The following is a 22,129-nucleotide window of genomic DNA, read 5'->3' on the forward strand; positions in this document are numbered from 1 at the left end:
GTTATCCGGTCCGGATGCGGTTTACCGGGATATCTGCGGATAAAAAAACAGATTATGGCAATATAGTTACCCCCTGCTGACGGAGATCATTTTGCTGAGATATTCCCTGCTTTTGCTTTTAATAACGATGTCTGCCGCACAGGCAAAAATTGATATTACAGCTATCGGACAGTGTAAATACAGCGGGCAGTTAACCCCTGAAGATATTGCCGGACAGCCCGGCGACGGTGAAATTCATCTTATTTACCGGACAGACACCACGGGAAGAGCCTATCCGGTAAAAATAACCAAAAATACAGAAAACACACTGACAAATTTGCGCCCCGTAATCTGATGGTTTAATATTTATCTGCATCATCCGGGTGCCGTCCGAAAAATAGTTATGCTGTAACCCCGACGGGAACGCCAGTTGCCATAACCGCATGATGGCCGAGTCCTGACAATATTTCCCTGTCAGAATGCCCTGCATTTTATTTACCGATTTTTCTTCTCTGAATAATTCCGGCGGCAGACCAGTAACCTGATAATTCAGGATAATCACGTTATCTTTCCGGGTGACTTCTGTCAGAACGGTGAAAGGATCAACCCGGTGCGGCAGCAGCTGACTCTCATTTTTAATGATCATCGCCTGAAGTGTGTCGTACTCTTCCGGTGATTTTGTCCCTGTCAAAAATACATATCAAATAACATTTTGGTGCTGATCCCGGCAGAGACCAGAATAATCATCGGTTTTATGACTTTCAGCCCGGAGCTCAGTACCACACCGGCCCCCAGCCGCGCCCCGATAGCTTGTCCGGCAAACATCAGTAATCCCAGCGACCACATCATTTTACCGCCTGCGATAAAAAAGATAACGGACGAGGTATTGGAGGCCAGGTTCAGGAAATTGGAGTGAATTTGTGCTTTATCTATCCGGTATCCTAACAGCAGCATATAACTGATGGTATAAAATGTCCCGGCACCGGCACCTAAGAATCCGTCATAAAACCCGACACCGCCGCCGCAGATAAATGAAAACAGGAAAAAAGAAACACGCTGTTTTTCTTTGGATTTAGTGATATCGGGTGCAAAAATAAAGTACAGCGTGACACTGATAATTAATCCCGGCAGTAATTTTTTCAGAAAAGTCGGATCAATAAACTGCACAAAAATCGTGCCGGATGCGGCACCGAAGAATGTCGCAATAAATACCCATTTATTATTCTTTAAATCAATCCGCCCCTGACGCAAGAAATAAATACCGGATGTTAATGAACTGCCCAGTGCCTGCATCTTATTTGTTGCCAGTGCGTTAGCAGGCGGTAACCCGGAAATCAGCAGTGCGGTAATCGACAGAAAACCACCACCGCCTGACACCACGTTGATAAATCCGGCGGCCACGGCGACAAAAAACATGACAATAAGAAATGTTATGCTCATGGAAAGACACTTTAAATGGCAGGGATATTCAGTATATAAAAAGCACGTATCCGAAAAAGTGATGCCGCCCCTGCTGCCGGATATTTGGTATAATAAAATGTCATCTTTCTGAACAGGATACTGGTATGTTGCGCTATGGTATTCGCATTACTCATATTTTCCGGCACGCCTTTCACTCGCGTCCGCGTTTTATTATCTCTCTGATGGTCGCGTTTGTGACTTTTTTTGCTCTGCTGCCCGTACAGAGTGCACTGATGTGCCTGATCCTCAGCTGGAATGCCTTCTCCTGGGTGTATTTGCTGTTTCTTTTTGAGCGGATCATTAATAAGAAAGTAAAAGATATCCGTAAACTGACTAAAATTGAGGATGAAAGCGCCCGCATGGTGATGTTTTTCCTGCTGGCCGGGTGTTGTGTCAGTTTACTGGTGCTCTTTTTTGCCCTCGGCGGGCACGGTAATCTGACAGGTAATGATAAAGCTTTCCAATATATTCTGACCGCATCCACATTAGTGTCTTCCTGGCTGTTATTACCGGCCGGATTTACCATGCACTATGCGCACCTTTATTACACCAACCCGCAACAGGAAAAACCGTGGTTATTATTTCCGGACAGACCGGCTGAACCCACTTACTCTGATTTTATGTATTTCTCATTTACGATTGCCGTCGCCTCACAGACTGCCGATGTCGAAATCGCATCCTCCCCGATGCGCCGCGCGGTATTAATGCAATCCGTCGTCTCTTTTGTTTTTAATATGGCGATACTGGGATTATGTATTAATATCTCCGCCGGTTTATTTTAAACGGAGTGGCGGATGGAAACATTACTGACACACTGGATTACAGAATACGGCTATTGGGCAACCTTTTTCGGTACCATGATCGAAGGGGAAACCGCTGCATTTTTGTCCGGCATTGCTGCACACCATCAGTTATTATCCTATCCGAAAGTGATGCTGGTGGCCGCACTGGGCGGAATTATCAGTGACAATGTTCTGTTTTTTACCGGTTATTTTGCCGGAAACCGGATCCTTCCCCGCATTCATAAACATGCGGATAAAATAGCCCGTCTGCAACGGATAATTCACCGCCGTGAAAGCCTGATTATTATCGGAATACGTTTCGCTTACGGATTAAGGACTATCGGCCCCGTTATTATCGGCGCCGCCGGTATTAATCCGCTGAAATTTTTTGTGCTGAATATTCTCGGCGGAGCACTATGGGGAAGCGTTATTGTCTCTGCGGGGTATTTTATCAGCGCGGCAATCCTTGCCCTGCCGCTGCATACTTACCTTGCCTGGTTCCTTATCCTCGCGGCGGTTGCCGGTCTGTTTGTGCTGATAAGAAAGCATAAATTCACGCTGTAAACTGCGGAACAAACCCGCCCGTCAGCCACTATTCCGGCTTGCGGGCGCTGAGCAGAAAGATCATCGGCCGTTCTTTTTCTTCATCCAGTGCCGGGTTGGCGGCAATCTGTGCCGCTGACGGTCCCCACTCATTCATGGCGGTGATTTCAAAACCGGCTGTAATCAGTGCATTTATCCAGGTGGATAATTTCCGGTGCTGCTTTTCCACACCGTCGGCAAACCAGTTGCTGATCCTGACGCCTTCCTGCTGATACTGATTGACCGGCCAGGCTTTATTACCTGCACTATCCGTACACCAGTTCTGAATGACGGGAGCTGTGTAGATCGGGTGTTCTGCGGAAAAAATCAGACTGCCGCCCGCGACCAGCGCCTGAAACAGCGTGGCAAACAGTGCCGGGATATCACGCAGATAATGCAGTGCCAGTGAGCTGTAAATCACATCACTTTGTGCCGCCGGTAATTGCAGTGTCTCGAGATCAGCACGCAGCCAAGTAATATCCGGATCCGTGGTCATCGATGCGGCTTTCGCCAGCATTTTCTCTGACAGATCAAAACCGGTCACCCGGGCAGCGCCCTGCTCTTTTGCCCAGCGGCAGAACCAGCCATACCCGCACCCCAGGTCGATCACTGACTTCCCGGCCAGTGACGGCAGCAATGTCTGCATGGCAGTCCACTCCGGCGCGCCGTCCAGTCCTTCTGCTGAGCGGGGCAGCGTGGCATAACCGGCAAAGAAATCAGGATTATCATAAATATTCTGAGACATAACTTACTCCTTAAATAACGAGCAAATTATATTCATAGTTTGCCGGTTTCCGCCACGATTCTGTTCTGCAGGCATAAAAAAACCTCACCAGAGTGAGGTTTTTAAAATCTGTTACTGACAGCGGTGATTACAGAGCAACCACGTTAGCTGCAGCCGGGCCTTTCATACCATTTTCGATGGTGAAAGAAACCTGCTGGCCTTCTGCCAGAGATTTGAAGCTGTCGCTCTGGATTGCAGAGAAGTGAACGAACACGTCTTTGCTGCCGTCAGCAGGAGTGATAAAGCCAAAACCTTTATCATCGTTAAACCATTTTACAGTACCGGTAATTGTTGCGGACATATGAATTTCCTTTAAATTGATTTTGTTGCCATAAGGCATATAAGCGGTTTGATTACGTTTTTACTTATGGGAACTATCAGAAGGAATTCGCTATGAAGTGGTATCTTGGATAACGCTTGACGGAGAACAACTTAAAATCGGACTGACATAAATAGGTCTGTACTTCCAAACCAATGCCAATATTAAGCCATATATTTTGTTATCCGGCAAGCTCTTTTTGATTCACCTCAAACTACCACACCGGCAAATGGTATCAGTTTGCCAGCCCCATATAGCCGTGGATCCCCATATAAAGCCCGACCAGCGCTATCAGCGCCGCCGAAAAGTACGGTGCTTTTTTGGCAATATCACCCAGCCCCTGCCAGCGGCGGCTGACCTGGCGCAACCCCACCGCGGTTACCACACCGACTGTGACCAGTGTCAGTGCCAACCCAATACTGAAACTGAGCACCATGGTTGCCCCCAGGGTAAAAGCTTTCAGCTGCAGACAGATAAGCAAAACAGTAATCGCAGCCGGACACGGAATTAACCCGCCGGTCAGGCCGAACAGTAACACCTGGCTGTTGGTGGCTTTGCCGCCGGTAAACCGGGTTTTGATTTCATGCGCATGTGCTCTGGCATGCGCATCCTGATATTCGTCATCATGGTGGTCATGGTGATCATGGTGATGCTCTGCATGATGGTGATGGTGATGATGATCGTGGTCATGTTCATGGCTGTGATGATGATCATGCTCATGATGATGGTCACTGTGTGTATGGCTTTCCTGCTGCATTTCTGTCAGCCAGTTTTTTTCACCGCGGTATGTCCGCATAAACATCCAGAACGCGGTTGCCAGAATAATCACCGCCGACACCATTTGTAACCACGGCTCTACGGCTTCCGGCGTGAACCGGGTACTGATATACATCCCCCCGAGGGCAATCAGCCAGACTATCAGAGTATGCGACAACGTCGCCGCCAGTCCCAGCATTACTGCCTGTCTGACCGTCCCTTTCACCGCAATAATAAAAGCCGCCATCATGGTTTTTGAGTGACCCGGCTCCAGGCCGTGCAGCGCACCCAGTGCAATCGCGCCCGGGATAAAAAACCAGGCATTTCCCTGCTGCAGTAAAGAGGCAAAATCGGTCATGACGTGTGATCCCTGTTTTCAGAATGAAGAAAGCGTGAATTGAGTATACTCCCCCCCAGTATAATTACACTACCTCTTTGTATCACGAAGATGCTACTATTTTGCCCGTCACTTTCTTTTCACCTTATTTCACGGGGTTGCCATGTCACATACCATCAGGGACAGACAGAAACTTCAGAACCGCGCCAGTAAAATTCAGGGGCAGGTCAACTCACTGAAAAAAATGCTCGATGAACCGCATGAGTGCTCCGCCGTACTGCAACAGATTGCGGCTATCCGGGGCGCGGTAAACGGATTAATGCGGGAAGTGATTAAAGGCCACCTGATTGAACACGTAGTTCATGAGGAAGATGAGGAAAAACGTCAGGGTGATCTGGATATTGTCCTGAAGGTGCTGGATTCTTATATTAAGTAAAGAAAAATTAAGCCGGTGTTGTAAAAATCTCCGACGCCGGTCCTGTAAGTGTTGAATATCCTTTTCTGATATAAAAATATTCCCCCTGTATATCTCAGAAACTCACTGAGCCCCCTTTTATTCAGCTCCTGCAACAGAGACTGAAAATAAAGAATGCTGTTAATAATCAGTTAATTTACAGCGTCTGAAATAATCTATGATAAAACGATATTTTCTTTTATTTCACTACTGAAAAGGCTGTTATGACTATAAAACGGATTAATCCGCCCTCACTGTTTAATTCCCTGCAATACGGTTTCAGTCAGGTCGTGGAAACAACCGGCACCCGGCAGTTATTTCTGTCAGGACAGGTCGGCGTTGATCATAATGAAGTGACAATCGCAGGCGGTATGCGGGAACAAGCCGCACAATCGGTGAACAATATTGCCCGTGCCCTCGCGGCAGCCGGCGGTTCTCTGTCTGATGTGGTTATGCTGCGGATTTATATCCGTGCCGGTGCGGATTCACACGATGAACAAATGGCAATTGCGGATGTGCTGAAAGAAAAATTTGCAGATAATGCCCCCGCCTCATCATGGATTATTGTCAGCGGATTATCGCTGCCCGAATGGCTGATTGAAATCGAAGCTCACGCCGTGCTGCCGTAACCGGAAGGCGCTGTACAGCGCCTGATTTGCATGATATTGATTACGTGAATATTAAAAAATAAAATAAAAATACTGAGAATGTCACCATGCAAGCCGCCACCCGTTCCACCATTGCACTGCTCGCTTCCTCATTCTTAATTACTATCGGACGGGGTGCCACTATCCCGTTTATGGCGATTTATCTCAGCCGTCAGTATGACATGGCGGTGGATCAGGTCGGGGTGGCACTGACGGTCGCACTGACAACCGGCGTGTTATTCAGCCTCGGCTTCGGCATCATTGCGGATAAATTTGATAAAAAACGCTACATGCTGATGGCAATTCTGGTTTATATCGCCGGATTTATCGCTATTCCGCTGACTCATAATATCGCGCTCGTCGTTGTCTTCTTTTCACTCATTAACTGCGCCTACTCCGTTTTTGCTACGGTGCTGAAAGCCTATTTCGCCGATACACTGCCACCGGCGCGCAAAACCAAAGTCTTTTCCCTGAACTATACCTTCGTCAATATGGGCTGGACTGTCGGGCCGCCGATTGGTACCGGCCTGCTGATGTACAGCGCGGATCTGCCGTTCTGGCTGGCGGCCTGCACCGCCTCATTCCCGATATTCTTTATTCAGCGTTTTGTCCGCAGCGTGCCGCCTTCTGCCTCCGGCAGCAACAGTACCACCTGGCAGCCTTCTGTCATGCTGCATGATAAAGCCCTGCTCTGGTTCACATTATCCGCCTTTCTGGGATCGCTGGTGTTTGGTTCGTTTTCCGCCTGTATTTCCCAGTATGTCCTGACGGTGGCAGATACCACACTGGCAGAAAAAGTGATTGGTGTGGTACTGCCGGTCAATGCTGCAGTAGTGGTTTCACTGCAATATATGGTCGGCCGCCGGATAAGCACAGACAATCTGCAAAAGCTGATGACTCTCGGTACACTCTTTTTTATGGCCGGACTGGCCGGATTTATGATGTCAGGCAGCAACCTTGTGTTCTGGGGAATTGCTGCATTTGTCTTTACCCTCGGTGAACTGATTTATGCGCCGGGTGAATATATGCTGATCGACAACATTGCGCCGGACGGCATGAAATCCAGCTACTTTTCCGCTCAATCCCTCGGCTGGCTCGGCGGTGCCTTTAACCCGCTGATGACCGGCGGTGTGCTGACCTATTTCCCGCCAAATACCCTGTGGCTGCTGCTGATTGGTGTTTCCGCCTGCGCCTGGCTGTGTATGATGCGCGGCCTGAAGATCAGCAGAAACAGGCTCATTCATCAGTGAATATTTGATTCACTTATCATTAATTAATAATACTTCATATTCCGATACGGTAATTTTCTGCTGCTGAGCTATCCTCCCTCTATTGTTTAGTTTTATTTAACATAGAGAGTGCTGTATGCCGCATCAGGCACTCTGACCAGCCCTGTTATTCATGTCAGAAAGGAGTTACCGCTATGTCTTATACTGAACCGGATTTGATGAGTCCGGCGGAAGAGCAATCTGTCATCCGTATCCTGAATGTGACTCTCGGGCTGGCGCTGCCCGGTTGTCTGCGGGTTGCGGCAGAGCTGAATATTGCCGACCATCTGGCTGACGGGCCGCTCTCTGTTACCGCACTGGCAGAACGCACCGGCTCGGATCCGGATAACCTGCGCCGCATTCTGCGGATGCTGGCACTGAACGGTATTTTCACCGGTACGGATGATGACAGTTACCGGCTCTCTCCTGATGCGGAGTTTCTCCGCCGTGATCACCCCTGCTCACAGCGGGATGCCGTTCTGACACTGACCGATAATACTTACTGGTCAACCATTGGTCAGCTTAATGAATCCGTTCGCGGTGAACTGAACTTTAAAAAGCTGTTCGGTAAAACCTTCTACGAATATCAGGCCACCAAACCCAACCGCAACGACAGCTATAATTTTCCGTCCGGGATGTCCGCCCTGTCAGAGATGGAAAACTATTTTGTCACCCGGGCTTATAACTTCCCGTCATCGTGCCATATTGCCGATATCGGCGGCGGCGAAGGCTCACTGCTGCTGCGGATTTTGCGCAGCGACCCGACACTGACCGCCACCCTGTTCGACAGCCCGCATGTGATATCAGACAAATACCTGTCTCAGCTGGGTGACGATTCCCGCTGGTCGCTGGACGGCGGTGACTTCTTTAAATCCGTGCCGCAGGCGGATATGTATCTGCTGAAAAAAGTCATTTTTAATCAGGATGATGCCAACGCCCTCGCTGTACTGAAAAACTGCTGCAAGGCCATGAAACCGGACAGCAAACTGCTGATCATCGAATCCATTGTGCATCCGGAAACCAATCCGGCGGCGCATTACGGTATGGGCATTCTCTGTATGGCGATCCTGCCCGGTGGCGGTGAGCGGACTATTCCGGAGTTTGAGGCTCTGCTGGCTGAAGCAGGACTGAAAATAAACCGCCTTATCCCGACTGAATGCTATATCTCTGTGCTTGAAGTGGTTGCGGCCTGATCTTTGATCCGGCACAGTGCGTTCCCGGACGTACTGTGCCATTGTAAAAGTCCTTATGTCAGCAGCGGAGCAGGAAGCACCGGTGAGAATATTACTGATTTTGCCGTTTGACAGGACTTACCGCTACCGGAAAAGCGCGTTTTCCGTGGCGATCAGCTATGCCCCGCTGACCCTTATCACCCTCGCCGCCCTGGTTCCCCCGCATCTGAATGCCGAACTGACCCTTTGTGATGAAGGCGTTTCCCCGCCGGTCACTGCCGGGGATTTTGATCTGGTGGTGATCACCGCCACCGCCTCCTCTTCCCCCCGCGCCTATGCGCTGTGCCGCTACTGGCGCGAACGCGGGGCAAGAACCGCAATGGGCGGCGCACACGTCACACTGCAGCCGGATGAGGCGGCACAACACGCCGATACCGTCCTCATCGGTGCCGGTGAACTCATCTGGCCGCAATTTTTACAGGATATGGCTGACGGACATCCGCAACCGCGTTATCAGCACCGCCCTGAGCGCGGCTTTCTGCCGATGCCGGTGCCGCGCCGTGATCTGCTGCCGTCCCGCGCCTACATGAATATCGCCACTATTATTGCCGACCGTGGTTGTCCGCTTGCCTGTGAATTCTGTTCGGTGCAGCATCAGTGGGGACGCAAAGGCACAGCACGGCCAGCGGCAGATGTGATTAACGAGATAAAACAGAGCGGCAGACAGCGCTGGATATTCCTCGACCCTAATCTGTACGCCGACCGGCAGTACAGTCTGGAACTGTTCCGGGCACTGATCCCGCTGAAAATCCGCTGGTCGGGACTGGCGACACTCAATGTGACGGATGACGACGAGGTTTTCCGGGCGATGTGTGACAGCGGCTGCGAAGGCCTGCTTATCGGGCTGGAAAACCTCAGTCAGCAGACCATGACGGCCACCGGCAAGAATTGTAACCAGGTCAGCGAATACCGCCGTCAGATCCGGCGGCTGCGCGATAACCGGATTGCCGCACTCGGCTGTTTTGTGCTCGGGTTTGATGAAGACACCCCGGAGAGCATCCGCGATACGATACGGCAGATCCCGTCTCTCGGGCTGGATCTGGTACGTTTTTCTGTCCTCACCCCACTGCCGGGTACACGGCTGTGGCAGCGGATGGCGGAAAACGGCCGCTTAATCACACAGGACCTGAGCCTGTATGACAACGAACATGTGGTTTTTCAGCCGCAAAATATGTCACCGGAAACCCTGCAATCCTTACTGCACGAAGCCTGGCGGGAAACATACCGTCTGACGGCCATTCTGCGCCGGGTATTGCACCGTCCGGGCAGCCGTTTTATCCGCCTGGCGGCCAATCTCGGCTTCCGGCTGTACGCCCGCCGGTTACGCCATGAAAAAACCGGGCTGTTCAACCCGGCAATAGTGACGAATAACACAAGGAAAACAGACTGATGCGTCTTTTACTCAACAGTATTCTGCTGATTTTTTCGATGACTGCGGCAGCGTCCTGTTTATGGGGAGTGAGCCATCTCGCCTGGTATTATGCACTGCCTGCCCTGATCGGTTTTATGCTGATTAACAATATGCCGTTCGCTATTCTGCATGAAGCGGTACATGGTGTGGCCGCCCGCACTGCCGCCGGTAATCGCGCCATCGGGATTATTGCCGCGTGGGCGTTTCCGACTTCTTTTACCCTGCAGCGCCGTGCGCATCTGAATCACCATAAAAATAACCGGACAGATAAAGAGCTGTATGATTATTACCTGCCAAACCAGCCGCGCTGGCTGCGCAATATCTGGATGTACGGCGGCAATCTGCTCGGCCTGTACTATTTTTGCGTACTGCTGGGCAATCTTCTCTGGTTTATTGCTCCGGGCGTGTACCGTTCACGGGTGTTTGTCACCAAAATCGCCCCGGCACTGGGGTTCGGGTCACAGGTGCCGGAACTGGCAAAACTGCCGCCGCTGACCATCTGGAGTGAACTGCTCGGTGCATTTCTCTGGCAGGCACTGCTGTTTTGGGCGCTGGACTTAAGTGCGGCCGGTTATCTGCTCTGCCTGTGGGCTTTTGCGCTGCACTGGTCGGCCCTGCAATATGCGGATCACGCCTGGAGCCGCCGCGATGTGATGAACGGTGCGTGGAACCTGAAAGTACTGCCGATCTCCCGCTGGCTGGCGCTGAATTATCACTGCCATCTCGCGCACCACCAGCACCCGCAGGCACCGTGGTATGAGCTGCCGTCGCTGGTGGATGACCAGCCGCGCCCGACCTTCTGGCGTGTCTATTTCACTATGTGGCGCTATGGTGTGCGGCCTGCCCCGCAGATGGGAGCCGCAGCGGATCTGGATTTTCTGTTTCCGCCGGAAAAATAAATAAGACGATGATTTCTGTCAGTCCGTGCAACGTCTGATAACGGGCAAAACGAAAAGTCGCGGTAAATACCTCCCTGTACGCTCAGGCGCGTCATCCATGACGCACATGCTTTTCGTTCGCCTGCCCGTTACCCGACGACTTACATAATCCACTGATTTATTAAAATATTATTTCTTTCCAGCTTCTGTCGCCGGTTTTACCGCACTTTTACGGCGGAACAGCACAATACCGGCCAGCAGACCAATTACCAGACCGCCCGCTCCGTACATCATGCCCTGTAAGGCATTACGGGTTTCATTCAGCAGCGGGTTATCCGTGAAATCGGTACCGATATGGATAGTGCGGATTTTCCAGGCGCCGTCCTCAAGCGCAACCGTCGCTGTCCAGCGGGTCGGAAAATCGTAGGTACGGCCGTCACTCAGCTGATATTTTTCCATCCCTTTACCGTAGGCGACACCCCAGGTTTTATCCGGGGATAACTCCGTCACCACATCAGCATTAAAACTGATATTCAGTTTTTTCAGGAACTTATCCGGCCCGAACCAGGATTCAAAATACGGTTTTATTGCTGCTTTGCCGGAGATAAACTCCTGGGTGATGGGCGTGGCACGCAGATTTTCACTCATCACCGGCAGCATTTTGTCATAATCACCGCTGTTGATAGCATTTTCCACGGTACCGATCACCTGCCGCAGTTCATCATGAATAGCGCCGTCCTCTTCTCCGGGCTGTGCATACACCGAAAAACTGAATATCATTAACGCACTGATAATTATCCTTTTCATCATTATTTCCTCATCATATATGAAACCGTTACCGCCAACAGCAGGCCGGTGACCACATCCGCCACATGGTGCTGATGAACCAGCAGCACAGACAGTACAATCAGCACCAGCCACAACAGAAACAACAGTGTCAGCCCGCGTCCGGTATGGCGGATAATGGCCAGCACCGCCGCGCACGACCAGGCCACATGCAGGGACGGCACCAGATTATGCGGATGATCCAGCGCAAACAGTGTCGTGTACATCGTCCGGTACAGCGGCGATTCCGGTACCTGGCGGACAAAACCGAGCTGTGCCGGAAACAGAAAAAAGATCACGCCGCCCAGTAATGTCATCACCATAAAGGTGAGTGCCAGTTGCCGGTGCTCCCGGCGCGGCAGAAACAAAACCGGCATCAGAATAATCAGGTAAAACGAGCAGTACACCCAGATAAAACCGGGTACAAACGGGATATTCAGTTCAGCCGGAAACCACAGGGCATACAGGCTGTCGCGCCCGGCCGTATATGCATTCATCAGCGGGTAAACCGTGAAAAACACCACGCTGACCGGAATACACCACAGCAGATAACTGATCACCCGGCGGGAAAAAGAATCCGGATCGGTATTCATTCATCCCCCTTATTTTAAACCAAAACGCATCCGGTGTTTTTTATGCACCTCTTTGCGGAATAACAGGGTATAACGCCAGAAAGTGGCCATACGCGATAAGGATTGCAGCGTCAGACGCAAATCAGAAAAACGGCGGATAATCGACGGCACACTGTTAAAACGGCTGCGTGCGACATGGCACAGTTCTGTCAGCGTTTCCGGGCTCATATTTGCAGGCTGAAAGGCGGCCTGATTAAAACGGTATTCCGGATGCAGCCACCATTTCCCGTCAAACAGCAGGCGGTTTTCCTGCGCCATCTGCTGATACAGCGGTGTGTTCGGGTACGGCATCAGAATGTTATAGGCGGCGAACGCAAAGCGGTTTTTCAGGGCGAATGCCACGGTATCTTCCACGGTTTCTGCCGTATCGTGGTCATACCCCAGGGTAAACGCCGCCCAGGTCTGCAATCCGAAGTCCCGTAATACCGAAATTTCCTCACGATACTGTGAAAATGTCCGCATATTCGGCGATTTTCGCGCATCACGCAGACTGTCCGGGTTGATGGATTCAAATCCCATCACATTACCCCAGCAGCCGCTCTGCTGTAACAGCGACATCAGACGGCGGTTACGGGTCATATCCAGGCTTGCCTGGCTTATCCAGCGCACATTCAGCGGGATCAGCGCACTGCACAGCTCACTCAGCTCGCGGTGATCAGACGCGATATTGTCATCAACAAAAAAGATAAATTTCGGTTTCTGTGTTTCTATCTCCCGCACCACTTCATCGATCCGGCGGATATAGTGCTGCCGCCCGAAATAACGGCTGACCGCACAGAAACGGCAGGCGAAGCGACAGCCGCGGGTAAACTGCATCAGGCTGATCGGCAGATAGCCTTTTCCCCGGAAGATATCCCGGCGCGGCAGACAGCCGCACAGATTATGATCGACCTGGCCGACTCCGGCAGGAGCATCATAGCGTGGCTTCAGGCGGCCTTTCTCCGCATCACGGATCATCTCTGTCCAGCGGGTTTCCGCGTCACCGGTAAAAATACTGTCACAATGCTGCGCCACTTCCTCCGGCAGCAGTGTGGCGTGGATCCCGCCCATCACCACCCGCACATCACGGGCCCTGTATTCCGCCGCAATCTCATAAGCGCGGCGGGCGGTAAACGTTTCGACCGTAATAGCGACCAGATCCGCCGGTTCATCATAAGGAATGGCTTCCATCCGATCATCATACAGCACCACTTCCACATCCGGTGGCGTCAGACCGGCGAGAACACCGAGCATCAGCGGCTCCATCCGCCCCTCATCCACATACAGACTGTGCTCCTGACGGCCGATATTCGGTTTAATCAGTATCAGTTTCACTCTTTTTCTCCCGGGCGTTTTCCCTGCTTGCGGGCGATATCCCGGTGCGAGGCAATATTGTAAAGCCAGGCAACCAGCAGCGTGCGCCAACCGCTCCGGCTGCCGGAACGGCACAGACGCCGGATAACGGACGCATAACGGTAAAAGCGGGTGCGGGCATAAAAACATCCGGCAGCCAGTTCTGCGGTGCTCATTCCGCCCGGCCGGAAAGCCGGTTCGCCGTAGCGGAAATCCGGGTCAAGCCACCAGGCCGGATAAATCAGCCGTCCTTCAGCCTCCAGCCGGGCATACAACGCCGTGCCGGGGGTCGGGATCAGCAGGTTAAAATTGGCAATCGCCAGTTTGTTACTCTCCGCAAACGCCAGTGTGCTGCGGATGGTCTCCGGCGTGTCTTCGTCATAGCCGAAAATAAAAGTGCCGTAGACACAGATACCACGCCGGTACAGCGCCGCCAGTACGGCAGCATAATCATCCGCCGTATGGCTGCGGGATTTTCCCATCCGCCTCAGCGTGGTTTCATTCAGGCTTTCAAAGCCGATCAGCACGAAGCAGCAGCCGGCGGCGGCCAGTTTATCCAGCATTTCCTCATTACGGGCGATATCGATACTTATCTGGCATCCCCAGCGGCGTTTCAGCGGTGTGAGCATCGCCAGCAACTCATTCAGCGCCCGCTTACCGGCAAAAAGATTGTCATCCACAAAAATCAGAAAGCGCTTTGCAGGCAGAGATAAAATTTCATCCCGCATCTCATCAACCGGCCGGGTACGCACACCTTCCGGATAAAATGCATGGATAGAGCAAAAATCACAGGCAAACCGGCAGCCGCGCGAGAACTGCACCAGCGACACCGGCACGTAGCGTTTACCCTCAAAAATGGTGCGGTCAAGACGGTAACCGGCAAGCGGGCGGTCATGCGCGCCCCGGTAACGGGGTTTCAGCGCATTCTGTTCACAATCCGCCAGCATCTGTTCCCACGCCCCTTCCGCATCACCGAGCAGCACGCTGTCCGCATGCTGCAGTGCTTCATCCGGCATAAAAGTGACGTGGCAGCCGCCCATCACCACGGTTTTTCCCTGACGGCGGAACCGGTCAGCCAGCTGATAACTGCGCTGTGCCGTGAACGTTTCCACCGAAATGGCGATCAGATCCGCATCAGGCAGTGATTCCGGGATGTTATCCAGCCGGTCATCATAAAATGTGACCCGGTGCCCAGGCGACAGGGCAGCCAGGATACCGATCGCCAATGGTGTCATAGCATCTTTCGTGCGGTAATCCCCCATGTTCGGGTAGATCAGCACGATATTCACAGCAGCGCTATCTCCGGCCAGACAATGCGGCCGTCCCACTGTGGTGCGGCAGTCAGATCGACGCCGTAAATCCGGGTGCGGTAAACGGATGCCCCGGTGCGTTTAATCACATCATTAGTGCAGATATGCCCCGGCGGCAGCCCGACGGTCATAACCGGGGTGGTGCAGTGCAACAGCGCTTCCTCAATCAGATCAGGCAGTTTGGTATCATCGGTACAGGCCAGGAATGACAGGAAACTCTGCGGAACCACTTCCCCCGCCGCCGGCATCTGCGGCCGCCGGGTCATTCCGGCAAAAGCGTTGTAAAGCGGGCGCAGCATTTTCATTCTGCCGGAGTAACCGGCCACAATAACCTGTTTGAAAGCACGCTGATCCCAGAGCATACCGCAGGCCACCAGTTGCCCGTTCTGATAACTGCCGAGCACCGTAATACCGGTTTGCTGCATCGCTTTCAGGTTCAGCGCCGGTGCCAGCTGACGGGAAGCGGATTCCTGTGCAAAGAAACGGATGACATCGGTGTAATCCTCCGGCGGCACCACTTTCCACAGTCCTCTGTCTTTGCCTCTGCTTTTGCTGATCGCCAGCGTGCTCATGCTGCTCAGAAAACGGTAGAGCGGTAGTCCTTCCACGCCCCGCTCCAGCAGGCGCCGGGCCAGTAAATTATTCTCCGCAATACTGGTATAACAGTGATCCGGTGTCGGCAGCTGGCGCAGATAAGAAAATCCGGCCTGTAACACTTTCAGGTGATTACGGTATTTCGGCACAATACGCAGACTGCCGAGATAACCCATCCGCGCTTCTTCGCCGTTAACCCAGCCGCTCTGTATGCTCAGCTGGCACATGCCGACCAGGGTATCTCCGTCTCTTGCCAGTGCCGGATAGACTTCACCGAAATCATCCCTCGGAGAAAAATAACCGGGCCGCCGGGTCATCACCAGCTCCCAGTCCCCCTGCATGGCATTATCTTCAAGGAGCCTGAGTAAATCCGCGATATGCTCCGTTGTCGCGTCAATAACCTCTATCATTTAACCTCTGCTAATTTACCCTGCCAATTCTCATCACCGAGCGGATAGCCGTTGCGGCAGCTGATTTCACGGTGATGCAGCCAGTTAATCGGGAAATAGTTACGAAACATAAAGAAATCGCCCCGGTTACGCCAGCTGCGCTGAAGAATCGAGCGTGAACTGTAAAATGCCTTCCTTGCTGAGAGGCACCCCTGCGTTACTGCCTCCGGAGACAGCTGTGCCGGACTGAACGGCAGTTCGTTGTAACGGTAATGATCATCGAGCCACCAGTGCTCAAAGCGCAGGCGGTTTTCCTGCGCCAGCCGCGCATAAAGCGGCGTTCCCGGAAACGGCGTCATATGGTTGAATGCCGCGATATACATACTCTGTTCGCGGGCGTAAGCCACCGCCTCGCCGAATGAGTCCGGGGTATCATGGTCATAGCCGAACACAAATGTGCCGTAAACGGCGATATGATGGCGGCGCAGGTTAGCCAGTGCCTGACTGTAGCCGCCTTTCATGGTGTTAAAACCTTTTTTCATCTGCCGCAGATTGGCTTCATTCAGGGATTCAAAGCCAATCAGCACGCCCCGGCAACCAGCCTGTGACAGCGCGCGGACAAATTCCTCATCATGTGCGGCATCAATACTCATCTGGGTCACCCAGCGGATCCCGGCTTTCGCCAGTGCCGGCAGAAACTCGCGGCTTTCCCGCAGGCTGCCCGCGAAATTATCATCCACAAAGAAAAACAGATTTTTTGTGCCTTTGAGACCCGCCAGTTCCCTCAGCACATGATCCGGATCGCGCCGCCGGTAACGCTGCTGATAGAACGACTGCACCGCACAGAATTCACAGTGGAAACGGCAGCCGCGCCCGGTTTCCACCAGCCCTATCGGCAGATAACGTTTTCCCGCGAACAGGCTGCGATCAACACGGATACTGCGCAGATCAGTCTGTGTTCCGTGATATTCCCGCTGCAGTGTGCCGTGGCGTAAATCATCAATCATGGTTTCCCAGACTGATTCCGCCTCTCCGGTGATAATGACATCCGCAAAGCGTTTCACTTCCTCCGGCATCAGCGTGGCGTGAAACCCGCCCATCAGCACCGGCACACCGCGCTTTCTGTACTCACTGGCTATCTGATAGGCCCGCTTCGCGGTATAGGTTTCAACTGAAATTGAGATCAGATCTGTCGGTTCATCAAACGGGATCAGCTCCAGACGATCGTCGTAAAACCGTGTTTCAATATCCACCGGTGTCAGCCCTTTCAGTGCCGCGACCGGCAGAGGCTCCATCTGCCAGGATCGCAGATAGGTTTCGCCGCGCCGGTGGCCGATCGCCGGATGAATAAATGTCAGCCGCATCAGTGGCTGCCCGACTTCGCCGGACGGTGTTCAACCGGCCAGTCACAGGTGTAATACTGATGCAGGTGATGCGCATAGAAGCGGTAACCCAGGTTTGCCGTCAGCGCCAGCGGTTTAAAGTTACGCGCCTGCCACAGCCGCTTCGCGATGCTGCGGTAACGGTACACTTTTTTCCAGGCGCGTTCGTGACCCAGTTCCAGCTCATGCGCACTCATCAGCGCCGGGCGGAATACCACATGTTGCGCGTCATACAGCGACCAGTCCGTGGTTAAAATCCGCTGTTCTTCCTCAAGGCGCTTAAACAGCGACGTGCCCGGGAACGGTGTCAGCACTGAGAAACGTGGTAAATCAATCCCGGCATCGATAGCCAGATCCACCGTACGGTCAAACACATCGGTGGTGTCGTGATCCAGACCGAATACAAAACAGCCCTGAATCGCAATTCCCAGCCGGTGCAGGTCGCCTATCAGTTCTTTATAATCCACCGAGCCGTTAAATTTCTTCCCGGCATCTTTCAGGCTGCCATCACTGACCGTTTCCAGCCCCAGCAGCAGCCCTTTGCAGCCGCTGCGGGCCATCAGCTCCATCAGTTCGTGGTTATGAGCTATCAGCACGGTGGATAAACCGAACCACTGAATATTCAGCGGGATCAGTGCGGTAAACAGCCGTTTGGCATAACCGATATCCGACACCAGGTTCAGATCAACAAATATTACTTTCCGTTTACCGGTACGCGCCACATAACGGTGGATATCTTCAACCACCCACTCCACCGGATGCTGAAACTGCTTACGCCCCCAGGCACTCGGTGCAACACAGAACTCACAGTTGTGAGCACAGGAGCGTGTCGCTTCAAAAACCCCCTGGGTGAGAAAATGCTTTGCATCAAACCGTTCGCGTTCCGGAAACGGCAAGTCCGGGATATCAAGCGTGAAATCCGCGCCCTGACGGTATTCACGCTGCATATTACCCGCCATAAAATCACGGATAAGCTGCGGCCAGCTCTGCTCGGAATAGCCGGTGCAGACCGTATCGGCGTGCTGCAGCGCCTCCTGCGGCAGCAGTGTGACATGCGGCCCGCCGAGCACGACGGGGATATTTTTCGCCCGCATCTGTGCCGCCAGTTCATAGGCGCGCGGCGCATTCCCCGTGATCACCGTCATCGCCACCAGATCTGCCGTGAAATCCTCCGGCAGTTCCTCAATACTTTCATCAATCAGGCGGATATTAACCGGCAGGGATTTCGGCACCAGTGCGGAAAGGGTGGTCAGCGTCAGCGGCTGATAACGCAGCGAGCGTTTGAAAATCCCGCCCCGCTTGCGGTACAGCGGCCCTTTCGGCGAAAGCAGCACCAGATCCAGCGGCCGCTGCGGTGTATAAACAGTCTGTGTCATCACGGAAACTCCCTGATCTCAAACATGGCACGCCAGTCAGGCGAGGTCAGCAATGCCGGGATTTTAATCTCCCCCAGCCGCTTTCCCCGTTGAAGCTGCCGGTGAAAATAGTGCTCCGCCGGCTGATGCAGGCGGAGGAATGTCAGCGGTTTAAGCTGTCCGATACGGCGGGCGTAGTGATACTGCGGATTGGTGCACAGATACTGCTCAGTTTCCTCACAATCTGCCTGTGCCTGTGTCTCAGTGCAGGTATCGCTGAGCAGCAGCACATAGCCCTGCTCATCCGCTGCCAGTACAGCAAAATTCTGCGATGGCGGTAAACCGGCACAAACGAACGGCTCGGTCAGTTTTTCCCCGACCAAATCACTGCATATACCCTCTCGCCCGCAAAAACGCAGCTGCGGCAGCCCTTCCGGCGTGTGGCCGGTACACAGAACCAGATCATCGGTCTGATAGCGGTACAGCCCGCTATTCGTGGTGACAATCACACTGTATGTTTCACCGGACAGCAATTCATCCGCCAAATATATCTGCCCGTTATCCCGGCGGAATTCATAGAAATTACTGTCTGCACTCAATTGCGGGTCACCGCAGTCAGACGGAACGGTGATCACCGCCTCGGTGGAGAGCAGCCCTTTGCCCTGAAGTGTCACGCCGGGAAAGCGCGTCATCAGCGCCTGTGCCGGTGAGGCGGACGCAGCCTGATCCCAGCAGCTGATCAATGCCAGCTGAGGCCACAGCAGTGCGGTATTCTGCTCCTGCAGATACTGCCGGTAACGCACCAGCGCCGCCGGGTCAGCACTCAGAGAATGCCCGGTAATTTCCCCGCCGTCGCTCAGCAGGGCGGAAATCTCAGCCTGCCGGGTATCAAGAGCCGTGAGCAGCGGAAATAAAAACACCGGACTCCAGACGGAGATCAGACGTAAATCCGGGCACTGCAGCAGATAGATCAGGGTCAGCAACTGCCAGTCTGCCGCATCCTCAACCTGCGCCAGTGTCAGCGGCACAGCCGATAAGTCACTGAATGCCGCCAGATTCTCCGCCCCCAGATAGAGCGCATCACCACCGCCGACCGGAATACCGCAGGGCGTTTTTGTCATCCGTGTTACTGCCGGGCTGAGTGCCCAGTAAACATGGCCGGAGGTCAGATCAAAACGGCGGGTCACATCCCGCAGCCAGCCGGTGACAGCAAGACGGAAATCGGTTAACCCGGCAGAAGTATAAGGCAGTAGTTTGCCACCGCTGTGGCTGCCGCCGGTCAGCTCAAATGCCGTGATCGGCGCACTGCACAACAGATTTTCTTCCCCGGCCGTCATGCGGGTGATAAAAGGGCTGAGCTCAGAATAGGTTGTCAGAGGGACGTTCTGCTGATAATCCGCCACAGATGTGACAGCGGAAAAATGATACCGCTGCCCGTATTCACACGCCGCATTCGCGGCCAGACAAGCGGATAACCAGCGGAACTGTCTTTCGCGCAGAGTTCCCTGCGGCGCAACAGACGGCATCCCGGCACGGAAATGCTGCCAGGCATTATCCATAGCAGAACTCAACATCGGGTTCTTCAAACAGTGACTGATAACGTTTCGCCACATTATCAGGGGAGACTTCACACAGACAGACCAGTTCATGGCCGCAGACATAGTGCGGGTTTTTGTGCAGGAAAAAGGCAACATCCGGTTTGCTGCGCTGCGCGTCAGTAACCGTTGCCATTGTGCGATTCAGATAGCCAAACGCCGACGGGCATTCCACCACACCGCGGGCCGGGTTATAGAGTGAGCCGAATTTATCTTTTGCCAGTTCCGCCGCCAGCCGTGCCAGTTCCGGCTCTTTGACATTACCGTTCCAGTGCGGATAAAAGGTCTGTGCCAGCGTGCTCATATACCGGTAAGTGCGCACGCCCTTCACCAGCAGGAACCAGAACACCCGCTCGGCGGGATATTCACTGCGCAAAAGCGCAATACGCCGCAGCCAGGCACCGTGCAGCGTCTGCTGCTTCCAGTGGGCGGGATGCACAATTGTGTCGCCGGAATAGACAATCCGGTGTCCGCGGAACGGATAAAACTGCAGGGTACTGAACCCGGCCATTTCATCCCCTGACATCAGAAACAGAACTTCCTGTTTATGATCGAGATCTGATAAAAACTGCGTACCGTCGCTGCCGGTATAATACATAAAATAGAGTGAGGCCATTTCCTGACGCTGTGCCTGTGTCAGGGTTTTTACAGGCTGAAAAAATGCGCGATACGACATTCCGCCGTCTCCTCCGGTAGATTTACCCGCACTGCCGCTTCTCCTTAAGTGGAATGCCCATCTTAGCGACCTTCATTTCAGAAACAATCAGCGATGCCTGAATCTTTGTTTAATATCATGAAAAAACATTGTATAAGCCGTTTCAGCGCCGGTGAAGAGCCCGGAGTCCGCCGGAAAAACAGCGGTTACACCAGATCCCTCACCTGACAGTAAGGCTCAGGCAACAATGACTCAGCCTTCCGGACAACCGGCAATCCGTGTCAAAATCGGCCGCGCCAGGTTATCCGAATCGTTCAGTTCACCGGTAACCGCAACGCTGGACGATGGCCGGGCGGTAACCATTCTCGGTATTTATTTCCAGCGCAATATCGGCCTGAGTTTTAACGACAGAACCGGTATTCTGCACGGCACACCGACAGAATACGGTGAGTTTCCGGTGCGGGTGGTATGGGAGCTGGCACCGAAAAAACGGTTTTCCTCCGCAACAGTAAGCTGCCCGCCCCTGCCTGTTGAAGTGCGGGGGCATTTCCGGCAGTGCATTATTTTTTTATCATAATTATTTCTGAGCTGCCGTTATGGCAGTAAATCACCTCAAAAGTGAGGTACTGTCGCCACCCTCCCGTTTTCAGCCCTCTTTTGACTCAGTCCGTAACAGGTAAACCGTCCTTCTGCGGCAGATTTTGCATCCAGTTTCCGGATAAAAAAAGGAAATGGCCGGTGATGTCTGCCTCCTGACAACGATTTCGTCCAGATAAACGGCAGCGTTTCCGGGATAAATAACCGCCCGGCACCCGCAGTCTGAGAACGGCGTAACCCTTTTACATGCTCACGGATGTAACTGACCGGTAACGTTTTTTCCGGCACAGGTAAGATCCCGCTTAACCGGATATACGGGTAAAAAGCAGCTAACCGTACAGAGAGCCCCAATTCCGCCAGAGAAGGGTAATCCCCGGCCAGCAACCGCAGACGGTTCCCCGGTGTCTGCGGCTTGCGGCAGTAATCCGGAAATGCGACAGCAACAGCACTGCTGTTTTCACCAGTTTTATTCTCTGCCAGTATCAGGTGAAGCTGCCGCCAGATTTGCTGGCGGAGAAATACTGCCGATATCAGTGCATCCGGCAAAATCGTGATTGTCTGATAAAATCGCAT

General features: G+C 53.0%; 24 protein-coding genes. 9 read left to right on the plus strand and 15 right to left on the minus strand.

The genetic code is table 11. The annotated features are described in order from the left end of the window. Positions 1–190 precede the first annotated feature (190 nt). Positions 191–670, minus strand: coding sequence for a hypothetical protein (locus tag GN208_RS14290; RefSeq protein ID WP_243828463.1), 480 nt, complete (start codon positions 668–670; stop codon positions 191–193). Continuing rightward, positions 667–1,419 (minus strand): TSUP family transporter, encoded by a 753-nt coding sequence (locus GN208_RS14295; RefSeq protein WP_015422839.1) that lies wholly within the window; start codon positions 1,417–1,419, stop codon positions 667–669. Before GN208_RS14295 ends, GN208_RS14290 begins: the two co-directional genes overlap by 4 nt. 125 nt (positions 1,420–1,544) lie before the next feature. On the opposite strand from GN208_RS14295, the gene GN208_RS14300 reads away from it, so the two are divergent. Continuing rightward, positions 1,545–2,222 (plus strand): DUF1345 domain-containing protein, encoded by a 678-nt coding sequence (locus GN208_RS14300; protein ID WP_004238011.1) that lies wholly within the window; start codon positions 1,545–1,547, stop codon positions 2,220–2,222. A 12-nt stretch (positions 2,223–2,234) separates the two neighbouring features. Continuing rightward, positions 2,235–2,786, plus strand: coding sequence for a DedA family protein (locus GN208_RS14305; protein WP_004238010.1), 552 nt, complete (start codon positions 2,235–2,237; stop codon positions 2,784–2,786). A 28-nt stretch (positions 2,787–2,814) separates the two neighbouring features. On the opposite strand, the gene GN208_RS14310 is transcribed toward GN208_RS14305, so the two are convergent. The 3 genes from GN208_RS14310 to GN208_RS14320 form a co-directional block, all read right to left on the minus strand. Further along, positions 2,815–3,549: a class I SAM-dependent methyltransferase gene (locus GN208_RS14310; protein ID WP_004238009.1), complete on the minus strand. Its 735-nt coding sequence runs from the start codon at positions 3,547–3,549 to the stop codon at positions 2,815–2,817. 127 nt (positions 3,550–3,676) lie between these two features. Continuing rightward, on the minus strand, positions 3,677–3,889 hold the full coding sequence (locus GN208_RS14315) for a cold-shock protein (protein ID WP_004240684.1): 213 nt from the start codon (positions 3,887–3,889) through the stop codon (positions 3,677–3,679). Between the two features lie 253 nt (positions 3,890–4,142). Continuing rightward, positions 4,143–5,021 carry a nickel/cobalt efflux transporter gene (locus tag GN208_RS14320; protein ID WP_004238007.1) on the minus strand — a complete coding sequence of 293 codons (879 nt, stop codon included), beginning with the start codon at positions 5,019–5,021 and terminating at the stop codon, positions 4,143–4,145. 142 nt (positions 5,022–5,163) lie between these two features. Between GN208_RS14320 and rcnR the strand changes: the two genes are divergently transcribed. The 6 genes from rcnR (at position 5,164) to GN208_RS14350 (ending at position 10,911) form a co-directional block, all read left to right on the plus strand. Next, entirely contained in the window at positions 5,164–5,436 is a 273-nt protein-coding gene (gene rcnR / locus GN208_RS14325; protein ID WP_004238006.1) for a Ni(II)/Co(II)-binding transcriptional repressor RcnR, read from the plus strand. Positions 5,437–5,678: 242 nt separating this feature from the next. Then, positions 5,679–6,083: a RidA family protein gene (locus tag GN208_RS14330; RefSeq protein ID WP_004238005.1), complete on the plus strand. Its 405-nt coding sequence runs from the start codon at positions 5,679–5,681 to the stop codon at positions 6,081–6,083. Positions 6,084–6,169: 86 nt separating this feature from the next. Continuing rightward, complete coding sequence (gene ydeE / locus GN208_RS14335; protein ID WP_004238004.1) at positions 6,170–7,351, plus strand: efflux MFS transporter YdeE; 1,182 nt, start codon at positions 6,170–6,172, stop codon at positions 7,349–7,351. A 173-nt stretch (positions 7,352–7,524) separates the two neighbouring features. Continuing rightward, the gene (locus tag GN208_RS14340; protein WP_004238003.1) at positions 7,525–8,562 is read left to right on the plus strand and encodes a methyltransferase; all 1,038 of its coding nucleotides are present in this window, start codon (positions 7,525–7,527) and stop codon (positions 8,560–8,562) included. Positions 8,563–8,644: 82 nt separating this feature from the next. Further along, positions 8,645–9,991 (plus strand): radical SAM protein, encoded by a 1,347-nt coding sequence (locus GN208_RS14345; RefSeq protein WP_225310060.1) that lies wholly within the window; start codon positions 8,645–8,647, stop codon positions 9,989–9,991. Further along, positions 9,991–10,911 (plus strand): fatty acid desaturase, encoded by a 921-nt coding sequence (locus GN208_RS14350; protein WP_004238000.1) that lies wholly within the window; start codon positions 9,991–9,993, stop codon positions 10,909–10,911. The genes GN208_RS14345 and GN208_RS14350 overlap by 1 nt, the downstream gene beginning before the upstream one ends. A 168-nt stretch (positions 10,912–11,079) precedes the next feature. On the opposite strand, the gene GN208_RS14355 is transcribed toward GN208_RS14350, so the two are convergent. The 9 genes from GN208_RS14355 to GN208_RS14395 are packed head-to-tail and all read right to left on the minus strand — an operon-like array spanning position 11,080 to position 20,980. Beyond that, positions 11,080–11,697: a nuclear transport factor 2 family protein gene (locus GN208_RS14355; protein ID WP_048884186.1), complete on the minus strand. Its 618-nt coding sequence runs from the start codon at positions 11,695–11,697 to the stop codon at positions 11,080–11,082. 2 nt (positions 11,698–11,699) lie between these two features. After that, positions 11,700–12,308: a phosphatase PAP2 family protein gene (locus GN208_RS14360; RefSeq protein WP_004904274.1), complete on the minus strand. Its 609-nt coding sequence runs from the start codon at positions 12,306–12,308 to the stop codon at positions 11,700–11,702. A 9-nt stretch (positions 12,309–12,317) separates the two neighbouring features. After that, positions 12,318–13,661, minus strand: coding sequence for a radical SAM protein (locus GN208_RS14365; RefSeq protein ID WP_015422840.1), 1,344 nt, complete (start codon positions 13,659–13,661; stop codon positions 12,318–12,320). After that, positions 13,658–14,968, minus strand: coding sequence for a radical SAM protein (locus GN208_RS14370; protein WP_015422841.1), 1,311 nt, complete (start codon positions 14,966–14,968; stop codon positions 13,658–13,660). The genes GN208_RS14365 and GN208_RS14370 overlap by 4 nt, the downstream gene beginning before the upstream one ends. Then, positions 14,965–15,993 carry a hypothetical protein gene (locus GN208_RS14375; protein WP_004904268.1) on the minus strand — a complete coding sequence of 343 codons (1,029 nt, stop codon included), beginning with the start codon at positions 15,991–15,993 and terminating at the stop codon, positions 14,965–14,967. The genes GN208_RS14370 and GN208_RS14375 overlap by 4 nt, the downstream gene beginning before the upstream one ends. Further along, on the minus strand, positions 15,990–17,336 hold the full coding sequence (locus GN208_RS14380; RefSeq protein ID WP_004904267.1) for a radical SAM protein: 1,347 nt from the start codon (positions 17,334–17,336) through the stop codon (positions 15,990–15,992). Before GN208_RS14380 ends, GN208_RS14375 begins: the two co-directional genes overlap by 4 nt. Continuing rightward, the gene (locus GN208_RS14385; RefSeq protein WP_004904265.1) at positions 17,336–18,730 is read right to left on the minus strand and encodes a radical SAM protein; all 1,395 of its coding nucleotides are present in this window, start codon (positions 18,728–18,730) and stop codon (positions 17,336–17,338) included. The genes GN208_RS14380 and GN208_RS14385 overlap by 1 nt, the downstream gene beginning before the upstream one ends. Further along, on the minus strand, positions 18,730–20,283 hold the full coding sequence (locus GN208_RS14390) for a GH3 auxin-responsive promoter family protein (protein WP_225806385.1): 1,554 nt from the start codon (positions 20,281–20,283) through the stop codon (positions 18,730–18,732). The genes GN208_RS14385 and GN208_RS14390 overlap by 1 nt, the downstream gene beginning before the upstream one ends. Then, complete coding sequence (locus tag GN208_RS14395; protein WP_004904262.1) at positions 20,261–20,980, minus strand: hypothetical protein; 720 nt, start codon at positions 20,978–20,980, stop codon at positions 20,261–20,263. Before GN208_RS14395 ends, GN208_RS14390 begins: the two co-directional genes overlap by 23 nt. Positions 20,981–21,206: 226 nt before the next feature. Here GN208_RS14395 and GN208_RS14400 point away from each other — a divergent pair, with 226 nt between their 5' ends. Next, positions 21,207–21,536: a hypothetical protein gene (locus tag GN208_RS14400; protein ID WP_004904261.1), complete on the plus strand. Its 330-nt coding sequence runs from the start codon at positions 21,207–21,209 to the stop codon at positions 21,534–21,536. A 35-nt stretch (positions 21,537–21,571) separates the two neighbouring features. Here the strand turns inward: GN208_RS14400 and cas6f are convergent, their stop codons facing one another. Then, entirely contained in the window at positions 21,572–22,129 is a 558-nt protein-coding gene (gene cas6f, locus GN208_RS14405) for a type I-F CRISPR-associated endoribonuclease Cas6/Csy4 (RefSeq protein WP_004904259.1), read from the minus strand.

The sequence above is a fragment of the Morganella sp. HSTU-ASny43 genome (assembly GCF_022819185.1).
Taxonomy (GTDB): domain Bacteria; phylum Pseudomonadota; class Gammaproteobacteria; order Enterobacterales; family Enterobacteriaceae; genus Morganella; species Morganella morganii.